Origin of the sequence: Novosphingobium capsulatum NBRC 12533 (assembly GCF_001598375.1) — a bacterium.
Classification (GTDB): domain Bacteria; phylum Pseudomonadota; class Alphaproteobacteria; order Sphingomonadales; family Sphingomonadaceae; genus Novosphingobium; species Novosphingobium capsulatum.
This window is the reverse complement of sequence record NZ_BCYV01000011.1, coordinates 77,779-92,254: the sequence shown is the minus strand read 5'-3', so window position 1 is coordinate 92,254 and position 14,476 is coordinate 77,779. Positions and strand designations below refer to the sequence as shown.

Annotated in this window: 16 protein-coding genes; all 16 read right to left on the bottom strand. The window is 64.4% G+C overall.

All coding sequences use genetic code 11. The annotated features are described in order from the left end of the window. Positions 1-26: 26 nt before the first annotated feature. The 16 genes from SCA01S_RS10655 to rpsH all read right to left on the bottom strand — a co-directional run bounded on the left by SCA01S_RS10655 (position 27) and on the right by rpsH (position 14,470). Positions 27-2,345 carry a prolyl oligopeptidase family serine peptidase gene (locus SCA01S_RS10655; protein ID WP_327195984.1) on the bottom strand — a complete coding sequence of 773 codons (2,319 nt, stop codon included), beginning with the start codon at positions 2,343-2,345 and terminating at the stop codon, positions 27-29. Between the two features lie 64 nt (positions 2,346-2,409). Next, on the bottom strand, positions 2,410-4,581 hold the full coding sequence (locus SCA01S_RS10650; protein WP_054130535.1) for a prolyl oligopeptidase family serine peptidase: 2,172 nt from the start codon (positions 4,579-4,581) through the stop codon (positions 2,410-2,412). Between the two features lie 80 nt (positions 4,582-4,661). Continuing rightward, positions 4,662-5,036: a hypothetical protein gene (locus SCA01S_RS10645; protein ID WP_062785386.1), complete on the bottom strand. Its 375-nt coding sequence runs from the start codon at positions 5,034-5,036 to the stop codon at positions 4,662-4,664. Between the two features lie 202 nt (positions 5,037-5,238). Further along, positions 5,239-5,664: a 50S ribosomal protein L17 gene (gene rplQ, locus SCA01S_RS10640; RefSeq protein ID WP_022675077.1), complete on the bottom strand. Its 426-nt coding sequence runs from the start codon at positions 5,662-5,664 to the stop codon at positions 5,239-5,241. 152 nt (positions 5,665-5,816) lie between these two features. After that, entirely contained in the window at positions 5,817-6,878 is a 1,062-nt protein-coding gene (locus SCA01S_RS10635) for a DNA-directed RNA polymerase subunit alpha (RefSeq protein ID WP_022675076.1), read from the bottom strand. 121 nt (positions 6,879-6,999) lie between these two features. Next, a complete protein-coding gene (gene rpsK, locus SCA01S_RS10630; RefSeq protein ID WP_008065643.1) occupies positions 7,000-7,389 on the bottom strand; it encodes a 30S ribosomal protein S11 in 390 nt (129 codons plus the stop codon). 57 nt (positions 7,390-7,446) lie between these two features. Further along, a complete protein-coding gene (rpsM, locus tag SCA01S_RS10625) occupies positions 7,447-7,815 on the bottom strand; it encodes a 30S ribosomal protein S13 (protein ID WP_022675075.1) in 369 nt (122 codons plus the stop codon). A 338-nt stretch (positions 7,816-8,153) separates the two neighbouring features. Further along, a complete protein-coding gene (locus tag SCA01S_RS22680) occupies positions 8,154-9,179 on the bottom strand; it encodes an SRPBCC family protein (protein ID WP_062785384.1) in 1,026 nt (341 codons plus the stop codon). 113 nt (positions 9,180-9,292) lie between these two features. Further along, positions 9,293-9,937, bottom strand: a complete 645-nt coding sequence (locus tag SCA01S_RS10615; protein ID WP_062785382.1) for an adenylate kinase — start codon at positions 9,935-9,937, stop codon at positions 9,293-9,295. A gap of 32 nt (positions 9,938-9,969) precedes the next feature. Then, a complete protein-coding gene (gene secY, locus SCA01S_RS10610) occupies positions 9,970-11,337 on the bottom strand; it encodes a preprotein translocase subunit SecY (protein WP_054130538.1) in 1,368 nt (455 codons plus the stop codon). A 189-nt stretch (positions 11,338-11,526) separates the two neighbouring features. Further along, positions 11,527-12,006, bottom strand: a complete 480-nt coding sequence (gene rplO / locus SCA01S_RS10605) for a 50S ribosomal protein L15 (RefSeq protein ID WP_022675044.1) — start codon at positions 12,004-12,006, stop codon at positions 11,527-11,529. Between the two features lie 280 nt (positions 12,007-12,286). Next, on the bottom strand, positions 12,287-12,463 hold the full coding sequence (rpmD, locus tag SCA01S_RS10600) for a 50S ribosomal protein L30 (RefSeq protein ID WP_022675045.1): 177 nt from the start codon (positions 12,461-12,463) through the stop codon (positions 12,287-12,289). 6 nt (positions 12,464-12,469) lie between these two features. Further along, on the bottom strand, positions 12,470-13,189 hold the full coding sequence (gene rpsE, locus SCA01S_RS10595) for a 30S ribosomal protein S5 (RefSeq protein WP_022675046.1): 720 nt from the start codon (positions 13,187-13,189) through the stop codon (positions 12,470-12,472). A gap of 2 nt (positions 13,190-13,191) precedes the next feature. Next, the gene (gene rplR / locus SCA01S_RS10590; protein WP_022675047.1) at positions 13,192-13,542 is read right to left on the bottom strand and encodes a 50S ribosomal protein L18; all 351 of its coding nucleotides are present in this window, start codon (positions 13,540-13,542) and stop codon (positions 13,192-13,194) included. Beyond that, positions 13,542-14,075: a 50S ribosomal protein L6 gene (gene rplF / locus SCA01S_RS10585; RefSeq protein WP_054130540.1), complete on the bottom strand. Its 534-nt coding sequence runs from the start codon at positions 14,073-14,075 to the stop codon at positions 13,542-13,544. The genes rplR and rplF overlap by 1 nt, the downstream gene beginning before the upstream one ends. After that, positions 14,075-14,470 (bottom strand): 30S ribosomal protein S8, encoded by a 396-nt coding sequence (gene rpsH, locus SCA01S_RS10580; protein ID WP_022675049.1) that lies wholly within the window; start codon positions 14,468-14,470, stop codon positions 14,075-14,077. The genes rplF and rpsH overlap by 1 nt, the downstream gene beginning before the upstream one ends. Between the last annotated feature and the right edge of the window lie 6 nt (positions 14,471-14,476).

Genomic DNA, 14,476 nt, shown 5'->3' with positions numbered 1-14,476 from the left:
GCCACTGCCCGCCCTGCAAGGGGAACCTATGGCGATGGTGCCGCCAGATCGGGTGACAGGCCGGTATAGGCCGCCAGGAACGCCAGCACATCGGCGCCGCCAGCGATCACCTTGTCGACGCTCTTGCCGCCACCATGGCCGGCGCCCTGCTCCACCCGCAACAGGTGCGGCAGCGGGCCGATATCGGCCGCCTGCAGCGCGGCGGCATATTTGAAGCTGTGCGCGGGCACGACGCGATCATCGGTATCGGCCGTGGTCACCAGGATAGCGGGATAGCGCACGCCCTCGCGAATATTGTGATAGGGCGAATAGGCGCGCAGCACCTGCCAATCGGCAGCACGGCCAGGATTGCCATAGTCATCCATCCAGAACCGGCCGGCCGTGAACTGGTCAAAGCGCAGCATGTCCATCACCCCGACATCGGGGTTGGCCGCGGCAAACAGATCGGGCCGCTGATTGACCACCGCGCCCACCAGCAAGCCGCCGTTCGAGCTGCCCTGGATTGCCAGGCCGCCCTTGGGCGTGATGCCCTGGGCGATGAGATATTCGCCCGCCGCGATGAAATCGTCAAAGCTGTTCTGCTTGGCCGCAAGCCGCCCGCCATCGTGCCACGCCTCGCCAAATTCACCGCCACCGCGAATGTTGGCCAAGGCAAAGGCCCCACCGGCGGCAATCCACGCCATGCGCACTGGCGACCAGCCCGGCGTGAGCGCGACATCGAACCCGCCATAGCCATAGAGCAGCGTGGGCAGCGCCTGGCCCGCCAGGGCGGCCCGGCGGCTGCGCACCAGATAGAGCGGCACCATCGTACCATCCTTGGAGCGATAGCGGCGCTGTTCCACCACATAGTCTGCCGGATCGAACGCCAGGCGCGGCTGGGCAAACGGCGTCGCCTGCCCGGTTTTCAGATTGAGTCGAAAGATCGTGGGCGGCAGGTTGAAGCTGGAAAACTGATAGAACGTTTCGTTGTCACCCGGCCGCCCGGCAAAGCCCGACGCGACGCCGATGCCATTGAGCGTGATCGCCCGCGCCGGCTTGCCGCGCAGATCGGTGACCACGGCGGTGGTGGCGCCATCGTGCTGATAGGACAGGATCAACCGGTCCCCCACCACATTGCCGCCGGACAGGCTCTGGCTGCGTTCGGGCACGATCACCCGCCAGCGCGGCGCGGCATTGGCCAGATCAAGTTCGGCGACCATGCCATTGGGCGCACCGGAATTGGTGATGAACCACAACCGATCGCCCAGCCCCTCGATCGGCTTCCATTCGTGAGCGAAATCGGTAACGAGCGGCAGCACGCGCCAATCGCCGCGCCGCCAGCCATCGCCGCGCAGATCGACCAGGTGGACCATGCGGCGCGCATCGGTGCTGGCCTCGGTGGTGATGACCGCCCAGCGGCCGTCCGAGGTGACGAAGGCCTTGTGCCCCCATTCGGGATGATCGGGCGTGGCAAAGACCAGTTCATCGGCCGCTTGCGGCGTGCCCACGCGGTGAAACCACACGGCCTTGCCCGCCAGCACCGCGCGATAGGCCTGCCCCTGGGCCGGCGCGGGATAGCGCGAATAGAGGAAGCCTTCGTCGCCCAGCCACCCGATCAGCGTATCGTTGGCCCATTCCAGGCGATCATCGAGCATGTGGCCATTGCGCGCATCGACCACGCCCAGCGTGCGCCAATCGCTGCCATCACGCTGGCGGCCGAACGCCAGAAAGCGCCCGCTGCGCGAAGGCACCCACAGGTCTAGCGCTTCTGTCCCATCGCCCGACCAGCCATTGGGATCGATCAGCAGGCGCGGCGTTCCGCTGTCACCGTCCTGCACATAAAGCAGGGACTGGTTCTGCAAGCCGGTGTTGCGCAAATAGAAGTAGCTGCGCCCAGCCTTGCGCGGCAAGGACACGCGCGGATAATCGAGCAAGCTCCGGATGCGCGCGGCAAAATCGGCACGGGCCGGCAAAGCCTTGAGGAACGCGCCGCTCAGGCGGTTTTCGCGGGCCACCCAATCTGCCACCTCCGGGCTGGTGCGCAGATCGGCTTCGAGCCAGCGCCACGGATCGGCCACGGCCTGGCCAAACGGCTTGTCGACCACCGCGTCGCGCCGGGCCAAGGGATAGAGTTCGCGGGACAGGATCAGGCTGGCCCCCGGGGCCATGGTGGGGGTTAGCGGGGTGTGGCTGGAGGTGCCGGCATGCTCACTGCGGACAACGTCAACCGCGCCTTCCACGGCGCCATCGGCCAAGGGCGCAGGGGCAGGCGCGGTGGCGGCGGTGGCTTGGCCACCACCCGCCACCAGCCCGGCCAGCGTTCCCGCCAGCAGCGCCTTGCGCCATCCTGTCCCAAACCTTGTCATTGTTCGGAAATCTCTAGCACCGGCACAGCGCCGGCGCCAGAGATTGCACCGTCAAAGATAGACTTCAGGGGCGCGGCGTCAGCCCGGTGAAATGGGCCAGAAACGCCTGCACATCGGCGGTTTCCTCGATCTGCTTGTCGATCGGCTTGCCCGAACCATGGCCGGCGCGCGTCTCGATGCGGATCAGGTGCGGCTTGGGCCCGATCGCGGCGGTCTGCAGCGCCGCAGTATATTTGAAGCTGTGCCCCGGCACGACGCGATCGTCGGTGTCGGCCGTGGTCACCAGGATGGCCGGATAGTCCACGCCCGAACGCACGTTGTGATAGGGCGAATAGCGGCGCAGCACGCGCCAATCGGCTTCCTTTTCGGGATAGCCATAGTCATCCACCCAATAGCGCCCGGCGGTGAACTGGTCGAAGCGCAGCATGTCCATCACGCCCACGGCAGGGCTGGCCGCCGCAAACAGATCGGGCCGCTGGTTGGTCACCGCGCCGATCAGCAGGCCACCGTTGGAGCCACCCTCGATCGCCAGGCCGTGGCGCGGCGTCACGCCATTGGCGATCAGCCATTCGCCCGCGGCAATGAAATCGTCGAAGACGTTCTGCTTCTTGTCGCGCCGGCCGGCATCGTGCCACGCATCGCCATATTCGCCGCCGCCGCGTAGGTTTGCCAGGGCAAAGGCGCCGCCGCTGTCGATCCAGGTCATGAAACCGGCGGAAAACCATGGGGTAAGCGCCACATTGAAGCCGCCATAGCCATAGAGCAGCGTGGGCAGCGGGCCCTTGGCATCCTTGCGGCGCACGATGAACATCGGCACCTTGGTGCCGTCCTTGCTGGGATAGAACACCTGCTCCACCCGGAAATCGGCCGGATCGAACGTCAGGTGCACCGGCTCCCACGGGGTGGTTTTCGCCGTGGCGGGATCGAGCGCCAGCACCGTGGCAGGCTGGGTAAAGCTGCTGAACGAGAGATAGGCATGGCGATCGCCGGGCCGGCCGCTCAGGCCCGAGGCGCTGCCGATGCCGGGCAGGCTGACCGCACCGGCCGGCTTGCCATCAAGATCGAACGCCAGGACCTGGCTCTTGGCATCGTGGATATAGCTGGCGAACAGGCGGTTGCCGGCAATGCCGACGGATTCGAGGTTGTCCTTGCTTTCGGGCACCACGGTATCGAAGCGCGGCGTGCTGCCCGACAGATCGACCCGCACGATCTTCTTGAGCGGGGCGCCATCGCCCGACACGAACCACAGCTGATCGCCCACGCCATCGACGAAATCCCATTGCGCCTTGAGATCGGGGATCAGTGCGGTAACCGGCCCAATCTTGCCGTTGGTGACGCGCGCAACGTGCACGGTGTTGACCGGATCGGTGCCCTCGCTGCTGGTGATCACCACCCAGCGCCCATCGCTCGAAACGCTGGCGCCGTGGCCGCGCTTGGGCAGCTCGGGCGTCGCGAACACCGGCTGATCGGCGCTTTGCGGCGTGCCCAGGCGGTGGAGCCACACCGTCTGGTTATAGTTCAGCGCCTGGAAGGCCTGGCCTTCCTTTGGCTCGGCAAAGCGGGAATAGAGCAGCGCATCGTTGCCCAGCCAGGCCAGGCCGGAAAACTTCACCCACTTGAGTTCGTCGGCCAGCGGCTTGCCGTCGGCCACGCCGACAAACTTCACCGTCCGCCAATCCGAACCGCCATCCTGCACCGAATAGGCCAGCAGGCGCCCGTCATCCGATGCCGCCCAGGCATCGAGCGCAGTGGCGCCATCCTTGGCCCAGGTATTGGGATCGAGCAGTACCCGTCCCTTGGTGCCCACCGGCGCATCGGCAGGGCGCACCAGCAGCTGCGACTGGTTCATCAAGCCGCTGTTCCAGCTGTAGAAGACCGAAGCGCCACGGCGCTGCGGCAGGCCAAACCGTTCGTAATCGATCAGCGCCTTCATCCGCTTTTCCAGCGCGGCACGCTCGGGCAACTGCTTGAGATAGGCTGCGGTATAGGCGCTTTGCGCCTGGACCCAGGCCGCCACCTTGGCATCGGTGCGCACGTCGGCTTCCAGCCAGCGCCAGGGATCGGACACCTTTTCACCGAAATGGTCCTCCACCAGCGGCACTTGCGGGCTGGCGGGATAGGGCGGCAGTGACGGCATGGCCTGGTCCTTGGCAAGGGTGGGCGGCGTCTGGGCAAACGCAACCGGGGTGGCAAGCGCAAGCGGGGCGGCCATGGCCAGCCACAAGCGGTTCTTCATTGCGATATCCTGACAAGACGGGGGGTGGTTTCGCCAGAAACTACCGCAGGATCGCCCCAGTGCAACAGACTTTGCAACGATCAGGAATAGCGGCCCAGCATCGGCGGGCGATGCAGGCACTGGGCAAAGCGGAACGGCCGCACTGTCTGAGGTGGCACTGTGCCTGCTGCGGGATGATCGGCGTTCATCAGGATGACGTCGGCCTCTGGCAGCACGGCCGAGCGCACGGCAAGCAAGAGCCCCCGCCCAGAGTTCGCCCAGGCATCGACAAACGCAATCGTGTCGGCGCGATCAAGGCCATCGGGCACACGTTCGAGCACGGCGGCAATCTCCGTCCACCCCAGATCGAACGGCGTTTCGCAGGTTTCTGCCGGCTCTGCCAGATAGCGTTGCTGTACCAGCACGGCGAGGCCGGCCTCGCTGGCAAATGCACGATGCGGTGCCCGGGCGAACAATAGCGCCCGCCAAAGCGCAGCGTTCCTGCCCCGTCCAACGCGTGTTCCCCGGCCTTGACCAAACGCCATACGATCATGGGGCCGTTCTATGCTGGAGCCAGCGGGCGGGCAAGCCTATCACAACGCACGAAAAACGGGCGGAGCCTTGCGGCCCCGCCCGTCATCCGGTTCGTCCGATGGTGGGGCGCGATGCCCCGCCCAATCAGGCGTTTTCGAGTTCGTCTTCGTCGGCAGTCAGCACCGGACCCGAATCGAGGCCCTTGGCCGACGTGTCACGGTCCACCAGCTCGATCACGGCGATCGGGGCGGCGTCCGAGGCGCGGTAGCCGGCCTTGATGATGCGGGTGTAGCCACCTTCACGGTCGGCGTAGCGCGCGGCCAGAACTTCGAACAGCTTCTTTTCCTGCGCTTCGTCAAGCAGACGGGCGTGGGCAAGGCGGCGGTTCGACAGGCCACCATGCTTGGCCAGCGTGATCAGCTTTTCGACGTAGGGACGCAGTTCCTTCGCCTTGGGCGTGGTGGTGGTGATCTGCTCGTGCTTGATTAGCGCGGCGGCCAGATTGCGCAGCAGCGCAATACGGTGCGACGAGGTACGACCCAGCTTACGCTGGCCCAGCTTATGACGCATAACTCATTCTCCGTTTGTAGGGGGGCCGTGTGAGGTACCCCGATCCAGGCCGACTTGAGGGGCAGCCCGTTCCCTTTCCTTGCGAGGTTGCAGCGCTGTGCTGCGGCCAGGCCGGTACGGAAAAGCGTTCCGTGCCGGCCCTGCCCACCCAATCAGCCGAGCAGTTCCTGCTCGAGCTTCTTGGCCATTTCCTCGATGTTTTCCGGCGGCCAGCCGGGGATGTCCATGCCGAGGCGCAGACCCATCGACGAGAGCACTTCCTTGATCTCGTTGAGCGACTTGCGGCCGAAGTTCGGCGTGCGGAGCATCTCGGCCTCGGTCTTCTGGACCAGGTCGCCGATGTAGATGATGTTGTCGTTCTTCAGGCAGTTGGCCGAACGCACCGACAGTTCCAGCTCGTCCACCTTCTTGAGGAGGTAGCGGTTGAGCTGGTTGGCGTCGCTTTCTTCCGGCGCATGGGCGGCAACGCCGGCCAGCGACGGCACGTGGCCGGTCGGCACCTGGTCGTCGAAGTGGACGAACAGCGCCAGCTGGTCCTGAAGGATGCGCGCAGCATAAGCCACGGCGTCTTCCGGGGTGACGGTGCCATCGGTTTCGACCGAAAGGCTGAGCTTGTCGTAGTCAAGCTCCTGGCCGATGCGGGCGTTGTCCACCTTGTAGGACACCTGACGCACGGGCGAGTAAAGCGAGTCCACCGGGATCAGACCGATCGGTGCATCCACCGGGCGGTTCGACACGGCCGGGACATAGCCCTTGCCGGTGTCGCAGGTGAGTTCCATGTTGAAGGTCGCGCCTTCATCCAGATGGCAGATCACCAGATCCTTGTTCATCACCTCAATGTCGCCGGTCACGGCGATATCGCCGGCCTTGACTTCGCCCGGCCCGATCGCGGAAAGCTGAAGACGCTTGGGGCCTTCGCCCTGCATCTTGAGCGCGATCTGCTTGACGTTGAGCACGATGTCGGTGACGTCTTCACGCACGCCGGCAAGCGACGAGAATTCGTGCAGCACGTTCTCGATCTTGATCGACGTAACCGCAGCCCCCTGAAGCGAAGAGAGCAGCACCCGGCGCAGCGCATTGCCGAGGGTAAGACCAAAGCCACGCTCAAGCGGTTCGGCAACGAAAGTCGCGCGACGCTTCGGATCGTGGCCGGGCTTGATGTCGAGATTGTTGGGCTTCTTCAGTTCCTGCCAGTTCTTGATGTTGACAGTCATGGAATTCCCCTAGGGTTTTTCGAGAGCGCCGGCAGTCGGCCAGAAGGAAGCCGCAACCGGTCAAGATATTGGGCGGGTGTGGCGCGCGTGGTACCTCGCGCGCCACTCGCCAAAAGGCAGGTCAGACGCGACGGCGCTTGGAAGGACGCACGCCGTTGTGCGGGATCGGGGTCACATCGCGGATCGCAGTGATGGTGAAACCCACCGCCTGCAGAGCGCGCAGGGCGCTTTCGCGGCCCGAACCCGGACCCTTCACTTCCACTTCAAGGGTGCGCACGCCGTGTTCGGCGGCCTTCTTGCCGGCGTCGTCCGCAGCCACCTGAGCGGCGTACGGGGTCGACTTGCGGCTGCCCTTGAAGCCCATCATGCCGGCAGACGACCACGAAATGGCGTTGCCCTGGGCATCGGTGATGGTGATCATGGTGTTGTTGAAGCTGGCGTTAACGTGCGCAACACCGCTGGTGATGTTCTTGCGCTCGCGGCGCTTAATGCGCTGAGGTTCGCGTGCCATGTGCTGAATTCCTGTCGAGAAACCGTTGGGAAGATCTAAAGCCTCAAAGGCCCGATCTTACTTCTTCTTGCCGGCGATCGGCTTGGCCTTGCCCTTGCGGGTGCGCGCATTGGTGTGCGTGCGCTGGCCACGAACCGGCAGACCCTTGCGGTGGCGCAGGCCACGGTAGCAGGCCAGGTCCATCAGGCGCTTGATGTTCATCGCGGTTTCGCGACGCAGATCGCCTTCCACGGTGTGTTCAGCGTCGATCGCTTCACGGATCTGGAGCACTTCGGCGTCCGACAGATCCTGAACGCGGCGGGCATGATCGATACCGAGCTTGTCGGCAATCTGGCGGGCCTTGAACGAGCCAATGCCGTGAATGTAGGTCAGCGCCACGATCACGCGCTTGTTGGTGGGGATATTGACCCCGGCAATACGAGCCACTTGTTTCTCCGTTTGCTCCACAGAGCGCCGAATCGAAATTGGCGCCCTATCTCATCGCGACAACACCCGCCAAAAAACGCCAAATTGCAGCCCGCGCAAGCACTTGCCCCGGACTTCAAATGACCCTTCTCGTTCGAGTGAAAGGCGCGCTTAAGCTTTTTGCAGGGAAAGGTCAACCACAAAGGGCACGTTACCCACGCAGACGGGTGAACGTGCGGCCCTCCATGAGCACGGGGGCCAGCTTTGGTGACATCATCCTTATACGCCACAAGCGCCGCGTCGCAAAGCACGATTCGCGTGCGGGCGTGATCCCGCCCGTACCGTGTCGGCACGTCTTGTCAGTGATCGCTGCCCGGCCCCATGGCAGCGTCGAATGCGGCCTGCGCGTCTTTTTGCGCGGTCGCTTCATCACGCGGCGACGCCCCTGCGGGCTGGGCCGCAGGCTTGGGCTTGGCGGGCGCGGGCTTGGCCGGAGTGGCCCTGGCCGGCGCCGGCTTTTTGGCGGACTTGGCCGCCGCCGCTTTGCCTGGTGCTGCCTTGGCCACAGCCGGCTTAGCCGAAGGGGCCCTGGCCGCTGCTGGCGCAGGGGTGTCGTCCGAAACGACCAAACCATCATCGCCGGAGACCGCCGGCGCTGTCGTGCGGCTACGCGCCGGGCCCGGCGGCAGGCTGGGCAGACCACGCAGGGTGCCGAGCGGACGGCTGCTGACCGGCGCGCCATCGGGGTCGAGCGACGGGCCCTGCGGTGCGTTGCGCGAGACCGGCGCCGAGTCGCCGTTGTCAGAACGGTCAGCCGGGGCCTTGGGGGTAATGATTGGCACGGCGCCATCGCCGGCCAGCGCGCCGCCCAGCTTGTCAGCCAGGCCGGCGATCTGCTGCCCCAGCATGCGATCGACTGCCGGTGCGATCTGATCCATGCGATAGCGCATGTAGCCGCCCACGACATATTCGATGAGAATGCGCGTACCGCGATCACCCGCCTTCAGCGTGATCGTCATGGAGCCAAGCACGGCCTCGCTTTGCAACGGCCCCAGCGCGCCGGTCATGCGCAGCGCGCGCCCTGGCTCGACATAGACCACGCGCATGTGCTGGACGCCGCCGGCCAGGGCCCCTGCCCCGCCTTGCTTGCTCGCCGGCAGCTTTTCACAGAAACAGCCGCCCGGCACCGGATCGAGCGTTAGGTTCGCCGCTTCCCCGGAAAAGGTGTGCTCGCTCGACCACCAAGTCGCCGGCTTGACCAGTGTGCGCCAGGCCTCGGCTGTAGAAGCGCCAACGTCGACCGTCTGGCGAATGACAAAGCCGTTGTCATCGCGCGCAACAATCTCGGCATGGGCGGGCACGGCCAAAGCCGCGTTGCCCGCCACGGCGGCGAAAAGCAGCCCCGCGACCCTGCTTGAAAGCCGTGATCGCACTAGGCACACTCCTTTTCGCCGCAACGTTTCCAGGCTTCCCACGATAGTCGGAAAGCCTGGGTGCTTTAAGCCAGAATCGCCTCGATCGAGGCGGTCACGGCATCCATGTCCGCCATGCCGTCCACGCGCGCAACGATGCCGCGCGCTTCATAGATCGGCAGGATCGGTGCAGTCTTGGCGCGATACTCGGCCATGCGCGTGCGCACGGTTTCCTCGTTATCGTCGGGACGGCGCTTGAACTCGTGGCTACCGCACTTGTCGCACGTGCCGGCAACCTTGGGCTGCTCGAACGTATCGTGATAACCCTTGCCACAGGTGGCGCAGGTGTAGCGGCCGGTAATCCGCTCGACCAGGGCGTCTTCGTTCACGTCCAGCTCGATCACGTGATCCAGCTTGCGGCCACGGCTGGCCAGGATCGCATCGAGCGATTCGGCCTGCGCCGCAGTACGCGGATAGCCGTCGAAGATGGCTCCGGTGCCGGCGCCCATGGCGTCAAGCTCGTCACCGATCAGCGCCGAGACGATCTCGTCAGAGACCAGCTGGCCCGCTTCCATCACGGCCTTGGCCTTGAGGCCAACCGGCGTGCCGGCCTTGACGGCAGCGCGCAGCATATCGCCGGTGGAAAGCTGCTTGAGGCCATGGCGTTCGACTAGGCGTTGGGCCTGGGTGCCCTTGCCAGCGCCCGGCGGGCCGAGAAGAATGATATTCACTTTGGCAGTCCCCCTCTTCGACACCTGCGCGATCAGCGCAGTCGGCCCTTCAGCTTGGCCTTTTTGATCAGGTCGCCATACTGGTGCGCCAGCAGGTGCGACTGGATCTGGGTGATCGTATCAACCGTGACGTTGACCACAATCAGCAAGCTGGTGCCACCGAAGAACAGCGTGCCCATCCCTGTCTCGGACATGATCCATTCCGGGATGACGCACACGAAGGTGATATAGGCGGCGCCCAGCACGGTGATGCGCGTCAGCACATAATCGAGATACTTCTCGGTGTTCTTGCCGGGGCGGATGCCAGGGATGAAGCCGCCATTGCGCTTGAGGTTCTCGGCCGTTTCTTCCGGGTTGAACACCACGGCGGTGTAGAAAAAGCTGAAGAACACGATGCCCAGGGCATAGAGCAGCATATACAGCGGCTTGCCGTGGCCCAGGTACTGATTGAGGCCGATGATGATCTTGCCCGTGGTCGTATCGGGCGAGATCGACTTGCCGGCGAACTGGGTAATGGTCAGCGGCAGCAGCAGCAGCGAGCTGGCGAAGATAGGCGGGATCACGCCGGCGGTGTTGAGCTTGAGCGGCAGGTGGCTGCGATCGGCGGCCATCATGCCGCGCTGCGTGGCGCGCTTGGGATACTGGATCAGCAAGCGGCGCGTGGCGCGCTCGAAGAAGCAGATCAGCACGACGACGCCGAGAATCAGCGCGATCACGCCCGCAATCACGAAGCCATTGAGCTGACCCGAACGACCCTGTTCGAACAGGTTGCCGACGAACTTGGGCATCTGCGCGACGATACCGGCCATGATGATCAGCGAGGTGCCATTGCCGATGCCGCGCGCGGTGATCTGCTCACCCAGCCACAACAGGAACATGGTGCCACCGATCAGGCTGATCACAGCGGTAACGCGGAACAGGAAACCGGGCAGCACAACCGCCTGGATGCCGCTCGAAGCGCCATAGGCTTCAAGGCCCGTGGCAATGGCATAGCCCTGCACCGCCGTGAGGAACACAGCGCCATAGCGGGTGTACTGGTTGAGCTTCTTGCGGCCGCTTTCGCCTTCCTTCTTGAGGGCGGCGAGCGCGGGGTGAAGCGAGGCGGCCAGCTGCACCACGATCGAGGCGGTGATGTAGGGCATCACGCCCAGAGCGATGAGGCTCATGCGCTGGAGCGAACCGCCGGAAAAGGCGTTGAAGATATCCAGGATCCCGCCGCGCGTCTGGTTGTAGAGCGTTTCGAGGATCAGCGGGTTCACGCCGGGCAACGGCACGAAGCTCAAGAAGCGGAACACGATCAGCGCACCGACCGTGAACCAGATGCGATTCTTAAGTTCGGTCGCCTTCGAGAAGTTCGACAGGTTGAGGTTGCTGGCGATGTTATCGGCGCGGGATGCCATGGTCGGGTATCAAGCCTTGCTGTGGCCCGGTCCGGCCGACGCCCGATCGCGAAATTCGCTTCGGATGTGTCAGGCCCCGCCCGGCGGGCTGCGCGTCAATATGGTGCGTTCAATACTGTACGGGCCATATAGGACGGGCGCAGGGATGCAATAACCCCCGCGCCCGTTTTACGCGATAATTAAAAGGTCTCAGGCTTCGGCGGCAGCCTTGGCCACGGTCACTTCAACCGCGCCACCCAGCTTTTCCACCGCGGCCACGGCACCCTTGGAGGCGCCAGCAACCTTGAAGCTGACCTTGGTGGTCAGTTCGCCCTTGGCGAGCAGACGCACGCCGTGCTTGCCGCCACGGGCCAGGCCAGCAGCCTTGAGCGCCGCGTGATCGACCACGCCCGACACGTCGAGCTTGCCAGCGTCGATGAACTTCTGGATCATGCCCAGGTTCACTTCGGCATAGTCCTTGGCGAAGATGTTGTTGAAGCCGCGCTTCGGGATGCGCATGTGCAGCGGCATCTGGCCGCCTTCGAACCCGTTGATCGAAACGCCCGAACGCGCCTTGGCACCCTTCTGGCCACGGCCAGCGGTCTTGCCCTTGCCCGAGCCGATGCCACGGCCCACGCGCATGCGGCCCTTGCGGGCGCCGCCATTGTCGGAAATCTGGTTAAGCTTCATGAGATGCACTCGCTTTCGCTTTGAGTCGCGCTGATAGGAAGAGGCGCCCTTAGTGGGTTGGGGCCAGCTTGTCACCCCCTGAGGGCGAGTCTTGATCGGATTGCAGCTCGCTAGCGCTAGCGCCCTTCGACAGGCTCAGGGCGAACGGGGTGGGAATTTGGTGCGATTGCCGTTCGGGCTGAGCTTGTCGAAGCCCCTCCCCCCGGAACGCCAAACGAAAGGCCCCGCGCACCAGACGATGCGCGGGGCCTTTCTGAAAGCTCTGCTCAGAGGGCTATGGTCAGTCGACCACGGCCACCATGTGCGGCAGCTTGGCAATGGCGCCACGGGTTTCAGCGGTATCTTCCACTTCAACCACGCGGTTCATCTTGCCCAGGCCCAGGCCGATCAGAATCTTCTTCTGATGTTCCGGGCGACGAATCGGCGAACCGATCTGCTTGATCTTGATCGTAGCCATGACCGATTACTCCGCGATGGCTTCGGCAGCGGCTTCGGCTTCGACCTGCGAAGCACCACCACGACCGAGCAGATCAGCGACCTTCTTGCCGCGACGCTGGGCAACAGACTTCGGCGAAGTCTGGTCCTGCAGCGCGTCGAAGGTGGCGCGGATCATGTTGTACGGGTTCGAAGTGCCGACCGACTTGGTCACCACGTCGTGCACACCCAGGCTTTCGAAGACGGCGCGCATCGGGCCGCCCGCGATGATGCCCGTACCGGCCGGGGCCGAACGCACATTGACCTTGCCCGCACCGAAACGACCCTTGCCGTCGTGGTGAAGGGTGCGGCCTTCCTTGAGCGGAACGCGAACCATCTTCTTCTTGGCAGAAGCGGTGGCCTTGGTGATGGCTTCCGGCACTTCGCGGGCCTTGCCATGGCCGAAGCCAACGCGACCCTTGCCATCGCCGACCACGACCAGAGCCGCAAAGCCGAAGCGCTTGCCGCCCTTCACGGTCTTGGAGACGCGGTTGATGTGAACGAGCTTTTCGATCAGCTCTTCACCCTGGTCCTCGTCATTGTTGTTGCGGCCACGACGGTCGTCGCGACGGCCACGGCCGCCACGTTCACCGCGTTCGCCACGCTCGCCGCCACGGCCACGGCCACGACCGCGACCTTCGCGCTGCTCGCCACCGGTCTGTTCGACGGGGGCAGCGGCATCGCCCTGCAGGTTGGTTTCGTCAGCCATGATCAGAACTCCAGGCCGCCTTCACGGGCAGCATCAGCCAGCGCCTTGACGCGGCCATGGAACAGGTAACCGCCACGGTCGAAGACGACGGTGGTGACACCGGCTTCCTTGGCCCGTTCGGCGATCTGCTTGCCCACCAGGACAGCAGCGTCGACATTGGCGCCGATCGACTTCTCGCCCTTCACCAGCGAGGAAGCGGCGGCCAGGGTACGGCCGGCAGCATCGTCGATGATCTGCGCGTAGATGTGACGGCCCGTGCGATGCACGGAGAGACGCGGACGACCGCCAGCACGTGCCTTGAGGGCAGTGCGGACGCGGCGACGGCGGCGATCGAAGAGAGACAGCTTGGCCATTACTTCTTCTTCCCTTCCTTGCGGAAGATGAACTCGCCACGGTACTTGATACCCTTGCCCTTGTAGGGTTCGGGCTTGCGCCAGCGGCGAATTTCGGCCGCAACCTGGCCGACCTTCTGCTTGTCGATACCCGAGATTTCGACCGTGGTGTTATCCGGGGTCTTGATCTCGATGCCTTCCGGCACGGCGAAATCGACGTCGTGGCTGTAGCCGAGCTGCAACTTCAGGTTCTTGCCCTGAGAATTGGCACGGTAGCCGACGCCGGTGATCAGAAGGACCTTGGTATAGCCTTCGGTCACGCCGGTAACGAGGTTGGAAACGAGCGTGCGCTGCATGCCCCAGAACGCGCGAGCGCGCTTGGTATCGTTGGCAGGCTGCACCGAGATCGCACCGTCTTCGACGGCGTAGTTGATCTCGTCGACGAGCGAGAGCGTGAGGGTACCCTTGGGGCCCTTCACGGTCAGCACGCCGTTCGCGATGTCAGCGGTGACGCCACTCGGGATCGCCACCGGCCTTTTGCCGATGCGGCTCATCAGAACACCTCCGCCAGCACTTCGCCACCGACGTTGGCAGCACGTGCTTCGGCATCCGAAAGCACGCCCTTCGGCGTCGAGACGATGGTGATGCCCAGGCCATTGCGCACAACCGGGAGTTCCTTGGAACCCGAGTAGACGCGGCGGCCAGGCTTGGAGACGCGGGCCACATGCTTGATCGCAGGCTGGCCTTCGAAGTACTTCAGCTCGATGCGCAGCTGCGGGTGAACGCCAGTGGCGTCTTCGCTGAAGCCGCGGATATAGCCTTCGCGCTGAAGAACTTCGAGAACGTGTGCACGCAGCTTGGAAGCGGGCGAGAGGACCGAGTCCTTCTTCGCCTGCTGGCCATTGCGGATGCGGGTGAGCATGTCACCCAGGGGGTCGGTCAATGCCATCGTAGA

Excerpts from the sequence above, each read along its gene's own strand:
- rpsK (WP_008065643.1), bottom strand. The coding sequence starts at position 7,389 with ATGGCACGCGAACCTCAGCGCATTAAGCGCCGCGAGCGCAAGAACATC.
- secY (WP_054130538.1), bottom strand. The coding sequence starts at position 11,337 with ATGGCATCCCGCGCCGATAACATCGCCAGCAACCTCAACCTGTCGAAC.
- rplR (WP_022675047.1), bottom strand. The coding sequence starts at position 13,542 with ATGGCCAAGCTGTCTCTCTTCGATCGCCGCCGTCGCCGCGTCCGCACT.
- rplQ (WP_022675077.1), bottom strand. The coding sequence starts at position 5,664 with ATGCGTCATAAGCTGGGCCAGCGTAAGCTGGGTCGTACCTCGTCGCAC.
- rpsE (WP_022675046.1), bottom strand. The coding sequence starts at position 13,189 with ATGGCTGACGAAACCAACCTGCAGGGCGATGCCGCTGCCCCCGTCGAA.
- SCA01S_RS10655 (WP_327195984.1), bottom strand. The coding sequence starts at position 2,345 with ATGACAAGGTTTGGGACAGGATGGCGCAAGGCGCTGCTGGCGGGAACG.
- rpmD (WP_022675045.1), bottom strand. The coding sequence starts at position 12,463 with ATGGCTACGATCAAGATCAAGCAGATCGGTTCGCCGATTCGTCGCCCG.
- rplO (WP_022675044.1), bottom strand. The coding sequence starts at position 12,006 with ATGAAGCTTAACCAGATTTCCGACAATGGCGGCGCCCGCAAGGGCCGC.
- SCA01S_RS10650 (WP_054130535.1), bottom strand. The coding sequence starts at position 4,581 with ATGAAGAACCGCTTGTGGCTGGCCATGGCCGCCCCGCTTGCGCTTGCC.
- rpsH (WP_022675049.1), bottom strand. The coding sequence starts at position 14,470 with ATGGCATTGACCGACCCCCTGGGTGACATGCTCACCCGCATCCGCAAT.
- SCA01S_RS10635 (WP_022675076.1), bottom strand. The coding sequence starts at position 6,878 with ATGACTGTCAACATCAAGAACTGGCAGGAACTGAAGAAGCCCAACAAT.
- rplF (WP_054130540.1), bottom strand. The coding sequence starts at position 14,075 with ATGAGCCGCATCGGCAAAAGGCCGGTGGCGATCCCGAGTGGCGTCACC.